This is a genomic window from Pontibacter litorisediminis, from assembly GCF_029360645.1.
GTDB classification, from domain to species: Bacteria; Bacteroidota; Bacteroidia; order Cytophagales; family Hymenobacteraceae; genus Pontibacter; species Pontibacter litorisediminis.
Map to the genome: position 1 here is coordinate 1 of NZ_JARDUA010000009.1, position 19176 is coordinate 19176.

Genomic DNA, 19176 nt, shown 5'->3' on the forward strand with positions numbered 1-19176 from the left:
AGGCGCTGCTGATCAGGTTTGAGACAAAAGCCAGCAACTGGATGGCCCTCCACGTGCTGGCTTTTACAGTGCTTTTTGTTCGGAAAATTAAAAGATGTGAGAAACTCTAAACAGGTTCACTAATAACAAACAACCAATAACGAAATCAATACCAGCTCTCCACCAGCTTCATCAACCGCTCCAGGTACTGCTGGTCCACCTCGTCGAAGTCGTTGAGCCTGTCGCTGTCCACGTCCAAAACCAGTTTTACCTCGCCGTCTTTTATGGCTGGCAACACAATCTCAGATTTAGAGTCGCTGCTGCAGGCAATATGCCCCGGAAAAGCCTCCACGTCCGGTACCAGTATCGTTTTCTGTTGCGTGTAGCAGGCGCCGCAAACGCCCTTATGGTACGGGATGCGTGTGCAGGCAATCGGTCCCTGGAATGGCCCCAGCACCAGCTGCCCCTCTTTGTTAAAGTACACGCCTACCCAGAAGAAGCCCATGCCCTGGCGCAGTGCGGCCACCATATTCGAAATGTTGGCAATCAAGTCGGTTTCGCCTGTGGTCAGTGCCTCTATCTGCGGAAGCAGCGCTTTATACTTTTCTTCTTTGCTGAGATCAGCATCTATAATCAATGATTCGGCCATGGTTTAATTTTGAATTAGTGATTGAGTGAATTTTTAATGGGATAATGTGCTAATTGTTCATGATGATGAGTATATCAGTGCTAATAACGAACAACTAACAACGTATAACTAAAGCCGGTAGTGCAACAGCTGGTCCGCGCCTAAGGTTTGGATACTTTGCAGCTGACCGTAAGCCATACCTGGGGCTTTTATGCCTGCCGGAAGGGTCTTTTGGAGACTCTTGAATACCAGCGCCTCGTCCCAGAGGTTGGCCTGCAGCAGGCTCTCCAGCAGAAAAGTACCGCCCTCCACCATCACCGACAGCACATTGCGGCGGTGCAGGTCCTGCATAATCTGCGGAAGTATAAGCTCCCCCTCCCGCAGCTGCGCGTAGTGCAGATTCTCCCGGTCCTCCTGGTGCCCGTACGTATAAACTACCGTTGGCTGGCTTCCGTCAAACAGGTGCAAGTGCGGGGGTAGCAGCAGTTGCTTGTCTATGACCAGGCGCAGCGGGTTAAGGCCATGCCACAGACGCGTGTTCAGGCGCGGGTTATCGTACAGAGCCGTGCGGCTGCCGACAAGTATAGCTTGTTCCCCGGCGCGCCACTTGTGCACCAGCCGCTGCGCCAGCTTCCCACTGATCTGCTCCTGTTGGTAGTTAGCCGCCGCTATAAATCCGTCTGCCGTCTCGGCCCACTTCAAAAGTATAAACGGCCGCTGCTGCGTATGAAACGTGAAGAAGCGCTTGTTCAGCTCCAGCCCTTCCTCCTCCAGCACGCCCACCTTTACCTGGGCGCCGGTATCGAGGAGCTTCCTGATGCCGCGCCCGGCCACCAGTGGGTTAGGGTCGGTGTTGCAGATCACCACGTCTTTTACCCCATGGCTGATGAGCAGGTCGGCGCAAGGAGGCGTTTTGCCGTAGTGTGAGCAGGGTTCCAAGGTAACATACACCCGGCTTTTGGGCAGCAGGCTCTTATCCTCCACAGCGGCGATGGCGTTCACCTCGGCATGCGGCCCCCCATACTTCTGATGCCAGCCCTCGCCAATGATCTGCCCATCGTGCACCACCACGCAGCCAACCATCGGGTTAGGGCTGGTGTAGCCGCTGCCCAGCCGGGCCAGCTCCAGGGCGCGTCTCATGTATCGTTCTTCAGACATGTGGAGAGTTTAGGAGTTAGTAAGTTAGAGAGTTAGAAAGTTATAAAAGGAGCCACTCAAAAGGAAAATTAAGCATCAGAGCTGCTTAATTTCACGTCTTAGAAGCTGTAGCACTTAGCTAAAGAAAGGTCAAAGCACTACTTTCTAACTTTCTAACTCATAAAGTTCTACTTTTGCAAAGATACCGAAATCAACAGAAAGTACAGGCGTGGCAACTATTCAGCAGTTACAGCAGCACATCCGTGAAAGTATAAAGGCGGCGTACCCCGAGCCGGAGGCAGCAAGTGTAGCCCAGCTGGTGCTGGAGCATGTGCTGCAGAAAAACCGCATGCAGCTGTCGCTGGGGAAGCAGGAGCAGGTGCACGCGGGGCAGGAGGCACAGGTGAAGGAGATGATTCTGCGGTTGCAGCGGCAGGAACCGGTGCAGTACGTGCTGGGCGTGGCGCACTTTTACGACCTGGAGCTGCTGGTGGACGAGCGGGTGCTGATACCGAGGCCGGAGACAGAGGAACTGGTAGACTTGGTGCTTCGGGAGTATAAAAACCAGAAGGGGCTACAAGTGCTGGATATCTGCGCCGGGAGCGGTTGCATCCCGCTGGCCTTGGCGGCTAATTTGCCAAACGCCCAAGCATACGGCCTGGAGGTGTCGGAGGGGGCGCTGGAGGTGGCGCGGGCCAACGCGGCCAAGTATAAACTGCCGGTGGAGTGGCTGCAGGCAGATATTTTTGAGCCGGTGCCAAGTATAAAACCCGCTTCGCTGGATATCATCACGAGCAATCCGCCGTATGTGCTGGAGGAGGAAAAAGAGCAGATGCGGGAAAACGTGCTGGAGTTTGAGCCGCACCTGGCCCTGTTCGTGCCGGATCAAGATCCGTTGAAATACTACAGAAGGATAACCGAGGTGGCGCAACAGCTGCTGAAAAAAGGCGGCAGGCTATACTTCGAGATAAACGAACGCTACGGGCAGGAGGTAAAGGAACTGCTGCTGGAGGCCAGTTTTGCAGAGGCGCAAGTCGTGCAGGATCTCTTCGGAAAGGACCGCATCGTATGGGGCAAGAAGTAGGGTAGACGTTAAAATAAGCCTAAATTATCCGAAGTTAATGTTAAAATTGTACTTTTGTGATAAATTTGGGAAATGCAACTCCGCTGCTCTCTGAAATACGGATGAAGTGCAATGGAAAGCACAAACAAGCCGTTTTCTTCAAAAAGTAGCTGGTTTAGCTATACTTGTAAAAACTGTAACAGATTTAAACTATAATAACGTGTACCAGGAAATACTCAACAAAGAAGCCAAACTTGCCGTGATCGGCTTAGGCTATGTAGGGTTACCGATTGCCTTGGCCTTCGCTAAGAAGGTAAAAGTGATTGGGTTCGATATCAATTCGAAGCGCGTGGAGATGATGCGCAACAGCATTGACCCGAGCGGGGAACTGGAGAGCAGTGAGTTTGAAGGCGCTGACATTGCGTTTACCGACAGCCTGGACGTGCTGCGCGAGGCCCGTTTCTTTATTGTAGCTGTGCCAACACCAATCGATCAGCATGCCCAGCCGGACCTGAAGCCATTGCTTTCGGCCTCTACCACAGTCGGCAAGGTGCTGAAAAAAGGCGACTACGTGGTGTTTGAGTCTACCGTATACCCTGGCTGCACGGAGGAGGATTGTGTGCCGGTGCTGGAGCGCGAGTCGGGCCTGAAGTTTGGGGAAGATTTTAAGGTAGGTTACTCACCGGAGCGGATCAACCCGGGCGACAAGGAGCATACGTTGGCCAAGATCGTGAAGGTTGTTTCCGGCAGTGACCCGGAGGCAGCAGAGGAGATCGCTCAGGTATACGAGCTGGTGATCGATGCCGGTGTGCACCGCGCTTCTTCTATCAAAGTAGCTGAGGCGGCCAAGGTAATCGAAAACACGCAGCGCGACCTCAACATCGCCCTGATGAACGAGCTGTCCATCATCTTTGACAAGATGAACATCAATACCTATGAGGTGCTGGAGGCCGCCGGTACCAAATGGAACTTCCTGCGCTTCTCTCCGGGCCTGGTAGGAGGCCACTGCATCGGCGTGGACCCATACTACCTGACCTACAAGGCGAAAGCGCTGGGCTACGATGCCAAGGTTATCCTGAGTGGCCGTACCACCAACGACACCATGGGCGCGCACATCGCCAACAAACTGGTGAAGATGATGATCATGCGGGGCAAGAATATCTCGCAGACGAAGGTGCTAGTAATGGGCGCTACGTTCAAGGAGAACGTGGAGGATATCCGTAACTCGAAGGTAGTGGACGTGATCCGGGAGCTGCAGAGCTTCAACGTGAACGTGGAGGTAGTGGACCCGTATGCCAACTCGGAGGAGCTGCAGCACGAGTATGGTTTCGGCCTGGTAGAAGAGGCTGGCAAAGATTACGATGCCGTGGTGGTAGCCGTGCCGCACAATGCGTACATGGAGCTGGACGAGAGCTACTTCAAGTCGATCATGAACAGTAGCCCGATCCTGGTGGATCTGAAAGGCATCTTCCGCAACAGAATCAAGGACATCGAATATACAAGCTTATAAGTTTTGGCAAACGCAAAGATACTGGTAACAGGAGGCGCCGGTTATATCGGCTCCCACACCGTGGTGGAGCTGGTGGAGGCTGGCTACGAGCCGGTGATCATCGATAACTTCTCCAACTCGGAGGAGAGCGCTTTGGAAGGCATTGCCGCCATACTCGGCCGCGACATCCCTTGCCACCGCATCGACTGTACGGACACGGAGGCGCTGCGCCAGGTGTTTGAGCAGGAGCAGAACATCCAGGGTGTGATTCATTTCGCAGCCTACAAGGCAGTGGGCGAGTCGGTGGCAGAGCCGCTGAAGTACTACCACAACAACGTGGGCTCGCTGGTGGCGCTGCTGCAGGTAATGGGAGAGTTTAACGTACAGAACCTGGTGTTCTCCTCGTCGTGTACGGTGTATGGCATTCCGGAGCAGCTGCCCGTAACCGAGCAGACGCCGGTGCAGAAGGCGAACTCTCCGTACGGCAACACCAAGAAAGTATGCGAGGAGATCCTGACGGACCTGGCCAACAGCGGCAGCAGCAGCATCAAAGCCACAGCGCTGCGCTACTTCAACCCCATCGGGGCGCATGCATCTGCAAAAATTGGCGAGTTGCCATTGGGCGTGCCCAATAACCTTGTGCCGTTCATTACGCAGACTGCCGCCGGAATCAGAAAGGAGCTTACAGTCTTTGGGGATGATTACGATACGCCGGACGGCACCTGCATCCGCGATTATATCCATGTGGTAGACCTGGCCAAGGCGCACGTGGTAGCGGTGGAGCGCCTGCTGCAAGGCAAGGCGCAAAGTATAGAATTCTTCAATGTAGGCACGGGTACAGGGAATACCGTATTGGAAGCCATCAAAGCTTTTGAGAAAGCATCCGGCCAGGAGCTGAACTACAAGGTTGGTCCGCGCCGCGCCGGTGATGTGCCTAAGATCTACGCCGATGTAACAAAGTCAAGCCAAGAGCTTGGGTTTAGAACCACCAGCACCCTGGAAGAAGCCATGAAAAGCGCCTGGGACTGGCAAGTATCACTTCAGAAGACAAAAGTATAAGCATGAAAATATTGATCACGGGCGGGGCCGGCTTTATCGGCTCGCATGTGGTGCGCCTGTTCGTCACCAAGTACCCGGAGTACCAGGTCTACAACCTCGACAAGCTGACCTATGCTGGTAACCTGCAGAACCTCTCAGACATCGAGGAGCGTGAGAATTACACCTTCCTGAAGGGCGACATTGTGGACGCGGATTACCTGGAGGAGATCTTCTCTGCCTATAAGTTCGACGCCGTGATTCACCTGGCGGCTGAGTCGCACGTGGACCGCTCCATCTCCGACCCGCTGGCTTTCGTGCAGACGAACGTGATCGGCACGGTAAACCTGCTCAACGCGGCCCGTAAGCATTGGGCGCATGACCTGAGCAAGCACCTGTTCTACCACATCTCCACCGACGAGGTGTACGGCTCGCTGGGCGAGGATGGGCTCTTCACGGAGGAGACGGCCTACGATCCGCGCTCCCCGTACTCTGCTTCTAAGGCCAGTTCCGATCACTTTGTGCGTGCCTGGTACCACACTTATGGCCTGCCGGTGAAGATCTCCAACTGCTCGAACAACTACGGCCCGAACCACTTCCCCGAGAAGCTTATCCCGCTCGCCATCCACAACATCAAAAACGAGAAGCCGGTGCCGGTGTACGGCAAGGGCGAGAACGTGCGCGACTGGCTCTACGTGCTGGACCACGCCCGCGCCATCGACGTGATCTTCCATGAGGGCAAGGTCGGGGACACCTACAACATCGGCGGGGTGAACGAGTGGAAGAACCTGGACCTGATCGAGCTGCTCTGCGACCAGATGGACGAGAAGCTGGGCCGCGAGAAGGGGCACTCCAGAAAGCTGATCACGTTCGTGAAGGACCGCGCCGGCCACGACTTGCGCTACGCCATCGACTCCTCTAAGCTGATGGACGAGCTGGGCTGGAAGCCGTCGGTGACTTTTGAGCAGGGGCTGAGCAAGACGGTGGACTGGTACCTGGAGAACCCGGAGTGGCTCGAGAACGTGACCTCGGGCAACTACCAGAGCTACTATGAGCAGCAGTACACCCATAGGTAATATAGATTTTAGAAACGATATGTACGATTCCCCATTCCACGACCAGTCCCTCGATGGGCTGTCGTTTTTAGTAACAGGCGGTGCCGGCTTTATCGGCTCCAACCTGGTGGAGTACCTTTTAAAGTATAAGGCGGGCAAGGTGCGCGTGCTGGACAATTTCTCCAACGGCTACCGCAAGAACATCGAGCAGTTCCTCGGCAACCCGGCCTTCGAGCTGGTGGAGGGCGACATCCGCGACGTGCAGACCTGCCTCGGCGCCTGCCAGGGCATGGACGTGGTGCTGCACCAGGCGGCGCTGGGCTCGGTGCCCCGAAGCATCAACGACCCGATCACGAGCAACGACGTGAACGTGGGCGGTTTTGTGAACATGCTCACCGCGGCCAAGGAGCAGCAGGTGAAGCGCTTTGTGTACGCGGCCTCCTCGTCCACCTACGGCGACAGCAAGGAACTGCCGAAGGTGGAGGACCGCATCGGCAAGCCGCTCTCGCCCTACGCTGTGACCAAGTACGCCAACGAGTTGTATGCTGATGTGTTCGGCAAGACCTACGGCATGGAGATCATCGGGCTGCGCTACTTCAACATCTTCGGACCCAAGCAGGACCCGAACGGTGCCTACGCGGCCGTGATTCCTTTGTTCATAGATGCGCTGATCCACAACCGTGCGCCGAAGATAAACGGAGACGGAGGCCAGACGCGTGACTTCACCTTTGTAGAAAACTGTGTGCAGGCCAACATCAAAGCGGCGCTGGTGGAGAACCCGGAGGCGGTGAACCAAGTGTACAACATTGCCGTGGGCGACAGAACCTCATTGCTGCAGATGTTCCACATCCTGAGGGAAACGGCCGGCGCTGAGGTGGAGCCGGTGCACGGCCTTAACCGCGCCGGCGACATCCGCGACAGCCTGGCCGACATCTCCAAGGCGCAGCGCCTGCTGAAGTATGACCCGCAGGTGCGCATCCAGGAAGGTTTGCAGCGCACCTTTGAGTGGTTCAAGAACAACCAGGAGTTTATTTACAGAGACACCAAGGCTGAGACAGTATAAAAGTAGAGCCGAAAACAAACACGCATGAAAGGAATCATCTTGGCCGGGGGCTCGGGCACCCGGCTGCACCCGCTGACGCTGGCGGTGAGCAAGCAGCTCATGCCCGTCTACGACAAGCCCATGATCTACTACCCGCTCTCCACCTTGATGCTGGCGGGCATCCGGGAGATTTTGATCATCTCCACGCCGCACGACCTGCCGATGTTCGAGCGCCTCTTGGGCGACGGCTCTAGGATCGGCTGCCGGTTCAGCTACAAGGTGCAGGAGACACCGAACGGGCTGGCGCAGGCCTTTGTGATCGGGGAGGAGTTCATCGGAGAGGACAAGGTGGCGCTCGTGCTGGGCGACAACATCTTCTACGGCTCCGGGATGAGCAGGCTTCTACAGGCCAACGCAGACCCGGATGGAGGGGTGATCTACGCCTACCACGTGCACGACCCGGAGCGCTACGGGGTGGTCGAGTTCGACCGTGACATGCGGGCCGTCTCGATTGAGGAGAAGCCCAGGGAGCCTAAGAGCAGCTATGCCGTGCCGGGGCTCTACTTCTATGACAATGACGTGGTCGAGATAGCCAAGAACCTGGCGCCTAGCCCCAGGGGCGAGTACGAGATCACCGATGTCAACAAGGAGTACCTCAGGAGGGGCAAGCTGAAGGTGGGCATTCTCAACCGGGGCACGGCCTGGCTCGACACGGGCACGATCTCCTCGCTGATGCAGGCGGCCACCTTCGTGGAGGTGATCGAGGAGCGGCAGGGGCTGAAGATCGGCTGTATAGAAGAAGTGGCCTGGCGCATGGGCTTCATCTCAGACGAGCAGCTCAAAGAAGTGGCGGAGCCGCTCAGAAAGAGCGGCTACGGGGAGTACCTGCTCCGCATGCTCAAGGAGAAAAGATAAAGTACAGAAAGGCTGCCGGGTGGCGGCCTTTTTTTATGTGCTAAGATCGACCTCCTTCTACAACACAAACCCCAGCAACAATCCAGTAAGGATAAGCACCGGGGCGGGTATCTTGGTAAACATGAGCAGGCAGAAAGTGGCAGCCACAATCCCAAAGTTCAGGAGAGTGTTCTCAATGGGGTGGTAGAGCAAAATGGCGGCGGCCACCACCATACCGGAGCTGACGGCGCTTATTCCTTCCAGCGAGGCGCGCACGACGCGGTACTTTTTCAGCTCGTCCCAAAAGCGGATGACAAAGAAGATAAGGAAAGTGCCTGGCAGGAAAATGCCCACCGTAGCCACAAAGGAGCCCAAAAACTGCCCGCCAATGCCATACTCGCGCATGGCCAGGTTTCCTACAAAAGAAGTAAACGAAAAGGTTGGCCCCGGCAAGGCCTGCGCAATCGCGTAGCCGGACAGGAACTCCTCCCCAGTGAGATATCCCTTGAAATCGACAAACTCGGTGTAGAGCAGCGGGATGAGCACCTGCCCGCCGCCGAAGACAAGGCTGCCGTTACGGTAAAAGTTCTCGAACAAGCGCACCGGCAGCGATGACGTATAGGCACCCAGCAAGGCTGCCACCACCAGTACAGCCACATAAAGTATAAAATTGGCCCATTCTATGTGCAGGCGCTTGTTCTGCTCCTGCGGATGCTGCCTGAAGCGCAATGCCGTAACCGCCCCGCCCGCCAACAGCAGCACCGGGAATACCCACGGCGAATGGAAAAAGTAGGCAAGTATGGCCGAGATCACCATCAGCGTAACCGCTGTCTTGGTGTGCACTACTTTGGAGCTGATCATGTAGGCTGCATAGGCCACAAATCCTACTGCCATCGGCTGTATGATCCGCAGAAACTTAAGTGAGATGCCCTGTCCCTGCAAATAAGAGATGACAACTGCGGCAACTCCCATGATAGTGGCGGCAGGCAGTATCCAGACGAGCAGCGTAAGGTAGGCCAGGTTGGGCCCGCCAATCTTAAAGCCGATTGCCGTCAGCGTCTGGGTGGAGGTGGGGCCTGGCAGTATGGAGCAAAGGGCGTTCAGCTCTATCAGTTCCTGTTCCGTCAGATAACGGCGCTTCTCTACCAGCAGCTTAAACATCATGGCAATATGCGCCTGTGGCCCCCCAAACGCTGTGAGGGCCAAAAGTAGGACGTCTTTCAAGAAGATGTAGTAGCGCAGGCTCATGGCGGCATAAAAATAAAAAAAGAGAGACAGCTTTATAGCCATCTCCCTTTTTTATGTTTGCAGGGGCATACGCCTCTGGACTAAGCTTTTTTCAGCAGGCCAAGCTCCACCAGGCGCTCGTTCAGGTATTCGCCTGCGGTGGCATCTGGGTAAGCCTTTGGGTTCTGCTCGTCAATGCAGCTCTCCAGGCAAGTCAGGTCCATTTCGGAGCGCGGGTGCATGAAGAACGGAATAGAGTAGCGTGAGGTGTGCATCAGCTCGCGCGGCGGGTTAACCACCCGGTGGATCGTAGACTTCAGTTTGTTATTGGTTAAACGCGCCAGCATGTCGCCCACGTTTACCACCACCTGCTCTGGCAGGGCCGTGATCGGAATCCACTGGCCGTCGCGGCGCAGTACCTGCAGGCCGTCGGCGCTGGCGCCCATGAGCAGCGTGATCAGGTTGATGTCGCCGTGCTCGGCAGCACGTACCGCATCGGCCGGTACGCTGTCCGGGTTTTCGATAGGGAAGTAGTGGATAGGGCGCAGGATGCTGTTGCCGTACGTTACCTTCGCATCGAAGTAATCCTCCTCTAAACCCAAGTGAACGGCAATGGCGCGCAGCACCTGCTTGCCGGCGGCTTCCAGTTTGCGGTAAGCCTCCAGGGTGGTTTCTTTGAAGGCAGGCACCTCCGCAGGGAAAATGTTCTCCGGGTACTCTGCTTTGATCGGGTCACTGTCCGGAATATCACTCAGTTCTTGCCCAACGTGGTAGAATTCCTTTAGGTCGCCTGTGTTGAATCCTTTTGCTTTTTCTTTGCCCTTGCCCACATAGCCGCGCTGGCTGGCAAGTTCCGGGTGCTCATACTTTTGCTTCACCTCATCTGGCAGGGCGAAGAATTCTTTGGTGGCCGCGTAGAGCTTTTGGGTTAGCTCGTCGCTGAGGCCGTGGTTACGCAGGGCAATGAAGCCGATGTTTTGATAGGCTTCGCCCAGCTGCTTAACAAATTGAGCCTTTCTCTCAGCGTCTCCAGAAGTAAAGTCAGCCAGGTCGAGAGAAGGAATCTCGTCAAACAAAATCTCGCTCATATATAATCTTTAGCGTATACTTTTACGTGTTGTTCACGTAGTTCGCAATATACGAAGAAAAATTGCTAAATTAGCTACATTGCTAACCTAACGATTGTTACATGAAAAAAACGTACCTACTGCTGGCTTCGGCCCTGATGCTCTGTTTCTCGGCCTGTGATACCGCACGCCAGACGCAGGAGACCGAAAACCAGACACCCGAAGCATCAAGCGTAACCGGAGGGCCAACACCTTCAGGCGCTGTTATGAGTAAAGGCGGGCTGCGCGTTTACGCCTTTGACAACTCGCAGAAGTACCCAGAGTCGCAGCTGCGCCTGAACACGCCCCCTGCCGGAGGGGTGGTGGAGCCGGGCCCGGTTCAGTTTGTGTACTCGCTCTCCAACTTTGAGCTAACCCGCATGACGCCGCACTCCAATGCCGAGCACATGGCAAACTCCATGCAGGGGCAGCACATCCATAACATTGTGGATAATGAGCCATACACCGCTCACTATGAGACAGAGTTTACAAAAGACATCCCTGAAGGGGAGCACGTGATCCTGTCGTTTATCTCCCGCTCCTACCACGAGAGCCTGAAGCACAAGGGGGCATACGACCTGCGCAAGATTACCGTAGGCCGTCCAACCCAGACGCTGGAGTTTGATGAAAGTGCGCCGCACATGTTCTATAGCCGCCCGAAAGGCGAGTATGTTGGCCCGAAGGAGACCGAGAAGGTAATGCTGGACTTCTACCTGGTGAACACCGACCTCTCTACCACTGGCAACAAAGTGCGTGCTACTATCAACGGGACCGAGTTTATGCTCGACCGCTGGATGCCATACATCATAGAAGGCCTGCCGATGGGCGAGAACACGATAAAACTGGAGTTGGTTGACAACAACGGCAACGTGCTTCCGGGCCCTTTCAACTCTGTGGAGAGAACAATTACGCTGAAGGCAGAATAAACACCGAAAGTATAACGTGTACAACGGCCCGTTTCTCACTTGCAGAGGCGGGCCGTTTTGTTTGCAAGATTTCTATGAAGAGCTGGGCTGTTAATTGCCAGTGAGAGTATTAATAACGGGAGTATTCTAGATGTGGTGTTATGAGAGCAGGAAAGCTGACCATGTTGGTAGTGGGGATGGTAGGGTGTGCCACCAAGCAACCGGCCTATACTTCCTCGGGGAAAGAGGTGCTGGTGGTGCAAAAGCAGGTGGAGTTGTACCGCAAAAAGCCACCTGTATGGCCGGCTAAAGGCCGCTTAGTTGCCATAGCGGATGATCTGGTGTTCATCCCTACGCCTCACTTCGGCTTGCTGTACCTCCACGGGCGGGATAGCACCTTTATACCTTTAAGCAAGGTGGCACGCTTGGAGGATAAAAAATGGCTGCTGGTGTTTCCTTTTAAACTTGAGGTAATTACCCAAGATGGCTCGGGCTATACTTTTGTCTCGGCGCGGCGCGATAGGCTAGCCAGACAAATAAGGAAGCTGCAGGGGGAAGAGTAAAATATTGCCGCACCACTACCCAGCATGAGGAGACAGGTGTTTACAGGTTATCTAAGGAAAGCGGGAAGCAGTTTTATATCTCTTTCTCTGAATCGGAGACAGGCCAAAGCCAGATTGCCGCTATCTCAGAAACCAAGCTGGTGATCGTGTTGGAGTACAACAACGGTGCCCCCTCTCACTCGGGAAGCAGAACAGTTGTAACGAAGCAGTCTAAAAAGACGTGAGTCTCTTCTGCTGGATAAAACTCTGATCTCAGGAATATAAAAAGGCCTCTCCAAGTATGGAGAGGCCTTTTTGTAAAGCATAAACAGTGTTTATTCCTTAGCGCGGTTCGGCGTACTGCCGCCACCTCCACCACCCTGGCCGGGGTTGGCGATGTTGTTGCGCATGTCGGTGTCGGACTGGATGTTCTGCATGCGATAATAATCCATGATGCCGAGGTTGCCGCTGCGGAAGGCCGCTGCGATGGCCTGTGGCACCTCCACTTCCGCCTGAATCACGTTGGCGCGTGCCTCCTGCGCCTTGGCCTTCATCTCCTGCTCCACGGCCACGGCCATGGCGCGGCGCTCCTCGGCCTTGGCCTCGGCTACCTTCAGGTCAGCGTTAGCCTGGTCTATCTGCAGCTTGGCACCGATGTTCTCGCCCACGTCCACGTCGGCAATGTCAATAGAGAGAATTTCATAAGCCGTGCCGGCGTCCAGGCCTTTCTGCAATACCAGCTTGGAGATGATGTCCGGGTTCTCGAGCACCACCTTGTGCGAGCCGGAGGAGCCGATAGAGGTTACGATACCCTCGCCCACGCGGGCAAGTATGGTTTCCTCGCCGGCGCCGCCCACCAGCTGCATGATGTTGGCGCGCACCGTTACCCGTGCCTTGGCAATCAGCTGGATACCATCCTGTGCCACGGCGGCCACGTTCGGGGTGTTGATCACTTTTGGGTTAACCGAGGTGGTCACGGCCTCAAACACGTTACGGCCGGCCAGGTCGATGGCGGTGGCTTGCTTGAAGGACAGTGGGATGTTGGCCTTGTCGGCAGAGATAAGCGCCTTGATTACGTTGGGCACGTTCCCGCCAGCCAGGTAGTGGGTTTCCAGCTCGGTGGTGGTGACGTCTATGCCGGCCTTGGTCGCGTTGATCATGGAGTTAACGATGAGACTTGGCGGCACCTTACGGATGCGCATGAACACCAGCTCCAGCAGGCCTACCCGTACGCCGGAGAACAGGGCCGTGATCCAAAGGCTGATTGGCACAAAGTATAAAAAGATGATGAGCAGGATAATACCGCCTGCTATCAGGAATATAGGGGTTAAGTTTTCCATCTGTGTTTAAGGTTAGGAGATTGCTTCTACGATAATCTTATTCTGGTCCAATCTTATAATGCGTATGGGGGTGTTGGGCGCCACAAACTCGCCGCGTGTCTGTACCTCATGGTGCCTTTCTGCAAAAAGGGCTGTACCCTGTGGCCGCAACGCCGATACCGTTGTGCCTTCTTCCCCTACCTGCAGGGTATGCTGGTACTCCTCGTTCACATGCCCCCGGTTCTGCTCCCGCAGGGCAAAACGGGTCCAGCTGTCGGAACGGAAGCTGTAGAGAAAGGCAATGCCGCTGATGAGGACGGTGGCGCCAAGTATGATGTGGCCGGTTTCAGTGCCCAGGGCCGCATAACCTATCCAGATACCGATAGCGGTCAGAACAAAGCCCAGGATGCCCACAATGGTGGTGCCCGGCACAAAGATCAGCTCCACTATGATCAGGAGAAGACCAATGCCTATCAGCGAAATAACTGTTATCCAATCCAATAGCATAGGGCAGGGCGTTATAGTGTACAATATAGCAATTTCTTCATGATAAGTAAGAATACTTGCCGGAACAAAGTATAAACCAGCCAGAAAGCAAAAGCGCCACCTCCCGCTATGGAAGTGGCGCTCCAGAAAGTATAGCCGTTGCCGCAGGTTACGAACAACTAATAACGAGCAACGAACAACGAAATGCTAGTATGCTTTGGCAAAGTACACGCGGCGCTTGCTTGGCTGTCCGGTCAGCATGTCCACGCCGTCCTCCTCAGGGGTGTTCAGCGCAATGCAGCGGATAGTAGCCTTTGTCTCCTCCTTGATGCGCTCCTCCGTTTCCGGCGTACCGTCCCAGTGGGCCAGCACAAAACCGCCTTTGGTCTCCAGTACCTGCTTAAACTCCTCGTAAGAGTCTACCTTGGTGGTGTTCTCCTCGCGGAAGGTCAGGGCCTTGTTGTAAATGTTCTCCTGTATCTCGTTCAGCAGGGCCGGAATGTAGTCGGCCAGTGTGCTGAACTGCTGCGAGCTTTTCTCCTTGGTGTCGCGGCGGGCCACCTCGGCGGTGCCGTTCTCCAGGTCGCGGGCACCGATGGCGATGCGCACCGGCACCCCCTTCAGCTCCCACTCGGCAAACTTGAAGCCAGGCCGCTCGGTGTCGCGGTCGTCATACTTCACGCTGATGCCTTTGGCCAGCAGCTCGCGCTTCAGCTGGTTCACCTTCTCGGTGATCTGCGCCAGCTGCTCTTCGCCTTTGTAGATCGGCACGATCACCACCTGGATCGGAGCCAGCTTTGGAGGCAGCACCAGGCCTTCGTCATCGGAGTGGGCCATTACCAGCGCACCCATCAGGCGCGTGCTCACGCCCCAGGAGGTGCCCCAAACGTGCTCTAGCCCGCCGTCTTTGGTTGCATACTTCACATCAAAAGCCTTGGCAAAGTTCTGGCCCAGGAAGTGTGAGGTACCCGCCTGCAGGGCCTTGCCGTCCTGCATCAAACCTTCGATGCAGTAGGTTTCCAGGGCGCCGGCGAAGCGCTCGCTTGGCGTTTTGAGGCCACGGATTACCGGCAGGGCCAGGTACTGCTCCGCAAAGGTGGCGTATACCTCCAGCATCTGCTCTGTTTCGGCAACAGCCTCCTCAGCGGTGGCGTGCGCGGTGTGGCCTTCCTGCCACAGGAACTCCGCCGTGCGCAGGAACAGGCGCGTGCGCATCTCCCAGCGCACCACGTTGGCCCACTGGTTTATCAGCAAAGGCAGGTCGCGGTAGCTCTGTATCCAGTTTTTGTAGGTGTTCCAGATCACAGCCTCTGAGGTAGGGCGTACGATCAGCTCTTCCTCCAGCCGGGCATTCGGGTCCACGCGCAGCTTGCCGGCTTTGTCAGGGTCGTTCTGCAGGCGGTAGTGGGTTACCACGGCGCACTCTTTGGCGAAGCCCTCCGCGTTCTGCTCCTCCGCCTCAAACAAGCTCTTGGGTACAAACAGCGGGAAGTAAGCGTTCTCATGGCCCGTGGCCTTAAACATATCGTCCAGCACACGCTGCATCTTCTCCCAAATGGCGTAACCGTATGGCTTGATCACCATACATCCCCGCACGGCCGAGTTCTCCGCCAGGCCCGCCTTCTTCACCAGCTCGTTATACCACAGCGAGTAATCTTCGCTTCTTTTAGGTAACCCTTTGCTCATTTTAATTAAATTATCTTAATAGTCTTATTTATATTAACTCTGGAACAAAATTTGTTACTGCATATATACCGCAGCCGGACATCGTTCCGACTCAAAATTACGTTAATATTATAAACTATAGATAAGGTTTTGCCCCAATTGTGCTTATCTTTGATATAGAAGAAGTTGTTACCCACAGAACATCAGCAGAAGGCCATGAAAAAATATATTTTACTTACCGTAGCCCCGGCATTAGCCCTGCTGGCTGTAGGCTGTAGCAGCCCTGTTGCGATGCAGTCGTCGGAATACGACGACATGTACTACAGTTCTTCAGACCAGACCGTATATGTGGAGCCGGCAGCGGCGCAACCGCAGCAACCGGCGCAGGCTTATCAGCAGTATGAGAACAGCCACCAGCAGGCAGAGCCGGCCCTCGCTGAGGGGGAGGTGCTGAATCCGGAGTACTCTGAAAGCAACATTACGCAGAACTACGCCGGCGACGAGTACTACGACGGACGCGCCTACGATGCGCGCGACAACTGGTACCGCCCCGACTACTCATTCGTGGACCCTTACTGGGGATCGGCCTATGTGCCGCGCCGCGCGAGCTACGCGTTCTATGATCCCTTCTACGATCCCTTCTACTACGATCCGTTTTACTACGACCCCTTCTGGAGCAATGCCCGTTTCCGAACCGGTGTGAGCATCAGCTTTAACTATGGCTGGGGCGGTGGCTTTTACAGGCACCCATACTATGGCTACAGCAACTGGTGGCCGCACAGCTATGGCCATGGCTACTATAACGGTTACTACAGAGGCTACAACAACGGCTACTATGCCCATAACCCGTACGGCTGGTATAACGACAGGCCGGTGGTGATCGGCAAAGCCAGCCGAGTGCAGTATGGCCCGCGCGACAGCCGCAACACACAGGTGGTGGGCAACACGGCAGCAGGCAGACCGTCCAGGGACGGCACTATCCGAAGCGAGAGCACCGGGCAGCAGCAAAGCGTAGGCCGACAGTCGCGCAGCAGCCGCAGCACCGTGGCACCAGCTACCGGAGGAAGGCAGGAATTGCCGGCAAGGCCAAGCCGCAGCAGCCGCAGCACTACAGTGCGACCACAGCAGCAGCAGCAGCAGCAGAATGCACAGCCTGCGCCAAGCCGTAGCACACGCAGTACCCGCCAGTATGTGCCGAGCCAAACCCAGGAGCAGCCGCAGCAGCGCCGTGAGGTGCGCACGCGTACGATAGAGCGTCAGCCTAGCCGTACGTATGAGCAGCGCAGCCAGCCGGCACGTATCGAGCGTAGCCAGCCAAGCCGCACGGAAGAGAGCAGACCTAGCCGTACGTATGAGAGCCGCCCGAGTAGCTCCCCAAGCCCGAGCCCAAGTATAAACAGAAGCAGCAATAGCAGTTCTTCTTCGGGTGGCGGCCGTCCTTCACGAGGAAATAATTAAGACGCATAGTATAAAACCTCTTTAACATGAAGAAGACACTATTGGCCAGCCTGGCGTTATTGCTGGGCTGGGGTGGTACTGCCTTTGCCCAGACGGAGACAGACGCGCTGCGCTACTCCCAGTTGGGCGTTTTCGGTACTGCGCGTATACAGGGCATGGGCGGTGCACAGACTGCGTTGGGTGCCGATATCTCCAGCCTTTCGGGTAACCCGGCCGGTTTGGGCATGTTCCGCCGTTCTGAGTTCACGATCACCCCAGGTGTGCAGTCCGTAGAGAATCGCTCCTCTATTTCCAGCGAGCGGAATACGGGCAGCAACAGCAACTTCGTGCTTCCGCAGATGGGGGTGGTTGTCTCGAACAGGAGAGGAGACAGCGACGACAGCGACTGGCGCGGCACAACCTTCGGCATTGGGTTTACCAGGCTCAACAACTTCAACAGTGAGTTTAACTACACCAATGTCGCCAGCCCTCCAAACACTATTGTCGATTACTTCGCGGACCGGGCTAACAACCGGGCCCTGAGCGCAAACGAGACGCTTCTGGGGAGTTTAGACGCGGAGTATTCCGGAGGAATACAGACTTTAGAGGGGCTGGCCTACGGCACTTATCTGATAGATGTGTTTGAGGATGATAATGGGCAGTATGCGGAGCCGCTGTATACAATCGGCAGCAGTAACCAACAAGAGGAGGTGAAGCGTAGCGGCTCTCAAAGCCAGATTGATATTGGTGTTGGTACTAGCTACAAAGACAGGATATACTTAGGAGCCTCTTTGGGGATCATGACCACTGACTTCAGGCAGGAAAGCTACTTCCGGGAGTCGGGCAGGTATATCGCCTCCTTTGGTGAAACTGCTGATGAAGATATAGAGAGTGATTACAACCTGGCGCTGCGGGATGAGTTCACGACTCGTGGGGCAGGAGTGAACCTGAAAGTGGGGATCATCGCCAGGCCCATAGATGCCTTACGACTAGGGCTAAGCATTCAAACTCCTACAGCGTATACGTTTAATGATGAGTACCAAAGCTCTATTTCTGCGACAACATTGAACCTGACCACATCGAGGTCGGAAACATTAAATGAGGCAACTGTTCCAGGGGAGTTCAACTACCGCCTAACTACTCCGTTCAGGGCCTCGGGAGGTGTGGCGTACTTTATCAGCAAGTATGGCTTTCTGACAGCAGAAGTTGAATACGTGGGGTACGATAACATGAGCTTTTCTGAAGACGATGATTTCAGCTCATCCAGCGATTACTTCACTAACCTGAACAACCGGATATCCAATACATTTCAGTCTGCTGTGAACTATAAAATCGGAGCAGAGGGCAGGTATGAGATCTTTAGGTTTAGAGCAGGCTATGCTCATTCCGGAGACCCATATAAGAGCTCGGAACTTGACGGCGCCATCAAGGCCTATACTTTGGGAGCGGGCATCAGGCTCAAGAACTTTTACCTGGACTTAGCCTATGTGAACAGTGAGGCACAAGAGAGGTATTCCCCATATACGTTTAGCTCAGGCGGGGGAGAGCCTTTGGTTGACATCGACAGAAAGCAGAATACTGTTGCGCTGACCTTAGGCGTGAATTTCTAAGTATAAAGACAAGCACAGCAAACGCGGCGGCTCCAGAAGGGGCTGCCGTTTTTGTTTTCAGTTGCCATCAAATAGGAACTAACGATTTGCAGTACCAGGACTAGCTGCTTTAGTTGAAGTATAAGCCCCTCCCCTAAAGAACAAGGGAGGAGTTCTGCAGTACCTGGCCCAGCCACTCCTACCTCTCCTTAGCTAAGGAGGGGAGTCTGTAACTGCCCTGCCTGATGTGTAAGTTTCATGGCTGCTGGGGTAGTATCAGCACAAGTATAAACCCACCCCTAGCCCCTCCCGAGAGGGGAATTTCAGCAGCCGATTACATCCCTCTACCCCTTCAAGGGGGACTTCGGTTCACATTGCATCGCAAGAAGCTATCGAATCTGATTCCAGCCTTTGGGTTGAGCGCCTTGTGAGATCCGGTGCCCGTTAAGGGCATGCCGAGCGAGAACGAGGCAAGGAGGGAACACAGCGCGATGCCCTTATCGAGGGCCCCTACCCCCAAGACGAGCCCCCTCGGGCTAGAGAGCATCAAAGCCAGAGGTGAAACAATACAGGTTATA

At 55.2% G+C, this 19176-nt stretch carries 17 protein-coding genes; 10 read left to right on the forward strand and 7 right to left on the reverse strand.

Going from position 1 to position 19176, the window contains the following annotated elements:
• Positions 1-145 precede the first annotated feature (145 nt).
• Positions 146-628, reverse strand: coding sequence for a GAF domain-containing protein (locus PXG97_RS19515; protein ID WP_276499518.1), 483 nt, complete (start codon positions 626-628; stop codon positions 146-148).
• A gap of 108 nt (positions 629-736) precedes the next feature.
• Positions 737-1765: a bifunctional diaminohydroxyphosphoribosylaminopyrimidine deaminase/5-amino-6-(5-phosphoribosylamino)uracil reductase RibD gene (gene ribD, locus PXG97_RS19520; RefSeq protein WP_276499519.1), complete on the reverse strand. Its 1029-nt coding sequence runs from the start codon at positions 1763-1765 to the stop codon at positions 737-739.
• 208 nt (positions 1766-1973) lie between these two features.
• Between ribD and prmC the strand changes: the two genes are divergently transcribed.
• The 6 genes from prmC (at position 1974) to rfbA (ending at position 8343) form a co-directional block, all read left to right on the forward strand.
• Complete coding sequence (gene prmC, locus PXG97_RS19525; protein WP_276499520.1) at positions 1974-2828, forward strand: peptide chain release factor N(5)-glutamine methyltransferase; 855 nt, start codon at positions 1974-1976, stop codon at positions 2826-2828.
• Positions 2829-3027: 199 nt separating this feature from the next.
• Positions 3028-4317: a nucleotide sugar dehydrogenase gene (locus PXG97_RS19530; RefSeq protein ID WP_276499521.1), complete on the forward strand. Its 1290-nt coding sequence runs from the start codon at positions 3028-3030 to the stop codon at positions 4315-4317.
• A 3-nt stretch (positions 4318-4320) separates the two neighbouring features.
• Complete coding sequence (gene galE, locus PXG97_RS19535; protein WP_276499522.1) at positions 4321-5355, forward strand: UDP-glucose 4-epimerase GalE; 1035 nt, start codon at positions 4321-4323, stop codon at positions 5353-5355.
• Between the two features lie 2 nt (positions 5356-5357).
• The gene (rfbB, locus tag PXG97_RS19540) at positions 5358-6407 is read left to right on the forward strand and encodes a dTDP-glucose 4,6-dehydratase (protein WP_276499523.1); all 1050 of its coding nucleotides are present in this window, start codon (positions 5358-5360) and stop codon (positions 6405-6407) included.
• A 19-nt stretch (positions 6408-6426) separates the two neighbouring features.
• A complete protein-coding gene (locus tag PXG97_RS19545) occupies positions 6427-7449 on the forward strand; it encodes an SDR family oxidoreductase (protein WP_276499524.1) in 1023 nt (340 codons plus the stop codon).
• A gap of 24 nt (positions 7450-7473) precedes the next feature.
• Entirely contained in the window at positions 7474-8343 is an 870-nt protein-coding gene (gene rfbA, locus PXG97_RS19550; protein ID WP_276499525.1) for a glucose-1-phosphate thymidylyltransferase RfbA, read from the forward strand.
• A gap of 57 nt (positions 8344-8400) precedes the next feature.
• On the opposite strand, the gene chrA is transcribed toward rfbA, so the two are convergent.
• Both chrA and PXG97_RS19560 read right to left on the reverse strand, forming a co-directional pair.
• Positions 8401-9570: a chromate efflux transporter gene (gene chrA / locus PXG97_RS19555; RefSeq protein WP_276499641.1), complete on the reverse strand. Its 1170-nt coding sequence runs from the start codon at positions 9568-9570 to the stop codon at positions 8401-8403.
• Between the two features lie 80 nt (positions 9571-9650).
• Complete coding sequence (locus tag PXG97_RS19560; RefSeq protein WP_276499526.1) at positions 9651-10637, reverse strand: isopenicillin N synthase family dioxygenase; 987 nt, start codon at positions 10635-10637, stop codon at positions 9651-9653.
• Between the two features lie 101 nt (positions 10638-10738).
• Between PXG97_RS19560 and PXG97_RS19565 the strand changes: the two genes are divergently transcribed.
• Both PXG97_RS19565 and PXG97_RS19570 read left to right on the forward strand, forming a co-directional pair.
• Positions 10739-11581 (forward strand): hypothetical protein, encoded by an 843-nt coding sequence (locus PXG97_RS19565; RefSeq protein ID WP_276499527.1) that lies wholly within the window; start codon positions 10739-10741, stop codon positions 11579-11581.
• Positions 11582-11721: 140 nt separating this feature from the next.
• On the forward strand, positions 11722-12123 hold the full coding sequence (locus PXG97_RS19570; RefSeq protein WP_276499528.1) for a hypothetical protein: 402 nt from the start codon (positions 11722-11724) through the stop codon (positions 12121-12123).
• Positions 12124-12437: 314 nt separating this feature from the next.
• On the opposite strand, the gene floA is transcribed toward PXG97_RS19570, so the two are convergent.
• From floA to proS, 3 genes are all read right to left on the reverse strand, one after another.
• Positions 12438-13442 carry a flotillin-like protein FloA gene (gene floA / locus PXG97_RS19575; protein ID WP_276499529.1) on the reverse strand — a complete coding sequence of 335 codons (1005 nt, stop codon included), beginning with the start codon at positions 13440-13442 and terminating at the stop codon, positions 12438-12440.
• A 12-nt stretch (positions 13443-13454) separates the two neighbouring features.
• Entirely contained in the window at positions 13455-13928 is a 474-nt protein-coding gene (locus PXG97_RS19580) for an NfeD family protein (RefSeq protein ID WP_276499530.1), read from the reverse strand.
• Positions 13929-14114: 186 nt separating this feature from the next.
• Complete coding sequence (proS, locus tag PXG97_RS19585) at positions 14115-15593, reverse strand: proline--tRNA ligase (protein WP_276499531.1); 1479 nt, start codon at positions 15591-15593, stop codon at positions 14115-14117.
• A 195-nt stretch (positions 15594-15788) separates the two neighbouring features.
• Between proS and PXG97_RS19590 the strand changes: the two genes are divergently transcribed.
• Both PXG97_RS19590 and PXG97_RS19595 read left to right on the forward strand, forming a co-directional pair.
• Complete coding sequence (locus tag PXG97_RS19590; RefSeq protein WP_276499532.1) at positions 15789-17030, forward strand: hypothetical protein; 1242 nt, start codon at positions 15789-15791, stop codon at positions 17028-17030.
• 26 nt (positions 17031-17056) lie between these two features.
• A complete protein-coding gene (locus PXG97_RS19595) occupies positions 17057-18619 on the forward strand; it encodes an OmpP1/FadL family transporter (protein ID WP_276499533.1) in 1563 nt (520 codons plus the stop codon).
• The last annotated feature ends 557 nt before the right edge of the window (positions 18620-19176 follow it).